Here is a 1,606-nt window from a genome sequence, read left to right on the forward strand (position 1 = left end):
AGCTGCGATCCCCCGCCGCTCCGCGCGGCGAGCCGCTGCCCTGACCGGTCGGCCCTGCGGGCCTCGGCGGCGCCGCGCGGAGCGGCGGGGGATCGCAGCTGTCGCCCCGCTGCGGGGGTAGGTTGGGCAGCCGAAGATCACGGTGCCGTTCCGCCGGAGGCCCGCAGCGGGTGGGGCGGGCGGTGCCGCCACCGAGGATCGGGCATGAGCACGAGCGAGAGCCTTCCGACCGCCGAACAGCTGGCCGCCGCGCGGGCGTTCGTCACGGCCCGGCGTCAGCGGCCCGGCCCGGCGGGGCCGTGGGGCCGGAGCGGTGATGTCGCCGCGGCGTTCGAGACGTGGTCCCGGGCGGTCGACGAGCACCTCGCCCTGACGGAGGAGGCCCTGGACCGGGGTGAGGCCGGCGAGGCCGCCCGCGCCTGGGCTGTGGTGGTCGAGGGCCTCGCCGCCTGGTCCTCGCACCCGGACTTCCCGGCCTGCCTCACCGAGGCCCCCGGGCCGTGACCCGCCCGGCGTCGAGCGTGGCTCACCCGCCGTCGAGCTGGTGGTCGGCCCACACGTAGGTCTCGGGCAGCAGGTCGTGGACGGGAACGGCCCGCATCCGGTCGCCCGTGCCGACGACGACCTCGATGCCGGGGAAGTAGTCGAGCAGGACCTGGCGGCACCGGCCGCAGGGCGGCAGCACTCCACGGTCGCGGTCGCCCACGGCGACGATCGTCTCCAGCTCGTAGGCGCCCTGGGCGGCTGCCGCGCCGATGAGGACGAGTTCGGCGCAGGGGCCGCCCGTGAAGTGATAGGCGTTCACGGCGGTGACGATGCGTCCGTCCCGGGCGCGGGCCGCGGCTGCCACGGTGTGGTTGTCGCCCCGGCAGCGCGTGCGGGCGACGTGGGTCGCGGCCTCGACGAGTTCGTGGTCGACGTGGGTGGTCGGGGCGGTCATCTCTGCTGCTTCCGTCGGGGTGTCGGGCCACCTTGACCCGGCCGGACACCGGTGCGCAACCGAATACGGGCCGGGGCGCAGCGGCGTCAGCCGATGGCGTAGCCCAGTTCCTCGGCGGCGATGTGCCAGAAGGAGTTCTCGTCGGCGACGGCCGCCGGGTCGAGGGCCGCGAACTTCGCCAGCAGGGCGTCGGTGAGCGCGTCGCCGGCCGCCGTGGCGCGGTCCACGGCCTCGTCGGAGTCGTCCTCGTCGGAGTCGGCCTCGAACGCATCGGCCTCGGCCGCCGCCTCCTCGTAGAGGCGGGTGAAGGCGGCGAAGGTCTCCGCGCGGGTGTTCACCAGCCGCGGGGTGCTCCACCCGGGAAGCAGCCACAGCGAGCCGTCCTCGCGCCGCATGCCGAGCGCGCTCACCCCGGGGTCGACCGCGACCAGGGCGTACCGCACTCCCTCGACCGTCCGCTCCGCGAAGGGGGCGTCCTGCCAGGTGCCGGGGTAGGGGGCCTCGGCGCATCCGGTCAGCAGGGCGGCGAGCTGGGCATCGTTCACGCGGAGAGGGTACTGCCTCCGTCGGCCCCGGCCGCGCTCCGCCGCAGCCCGCACGGTCCCCCGACCGGGCCGACCGGGGTCGGGCGCGCCTCCCGCCGGACGACGCCCGGCATCCGTTCGG

General features: G+C 76.4%; 3 protein-coding genes. 1 reads left to right on the plus strand and 2 read right to left on the minus strand.

Translation table 11 applies throughout. The features are described 5' to 3' along the window. Positions 1–204 precede the first annotated feature (204 nt). Positions 205–504: a hypothetical protein gene (locus ABZ641_RS36570; RefSeq protein ID WP_359988842.1), complete on the plus strand. Its 300-nt coding sequence runs from the start codon at positions 205–207 to the stop codon at positions 502–504. 22 nt (positions 505–526) lie between these two features. Here the strand turns inward: ABZ641_RS36570 and ABZ641_RS36575 are convergent, their stop codons facing one another. After that, positions 527–940: a cytidine deaminase gene (locus ABZ641_RS36575; protein WP_359988844.1), complete on the minus strand. Its 414-nt coding sequence runs from the start codon at positions 938–940 to the stop codon at positions 527–529. A gap of 86 nt (positions 941–1,026) precedes the next feature. Then, positions 1,027–1,485: an SUKH-4 family immunity protein gene (locus ABZ641_RS36580; protein ID WP_359988846.1), complete on the minus strand. Its 459-nt coding sequence runs from the start codon at positions 1,483–1,485 to the stop codon at positions 1,027–1,029. Positions 1,486–1,606: the final 121 nt, after the last annotated feature.

Origin of the sequence: Kitasatospora sp. NPDC007106 (assembly GCF_040634455.1) — a bacterium.
Taxonomy (GTDB): domain Bacteria; phylum Actinomycetota; class Actinomycetes; order Streptomycetales; family Streptomycetaceae; genus Kitasatospora; species Kitasatospora arboriphila.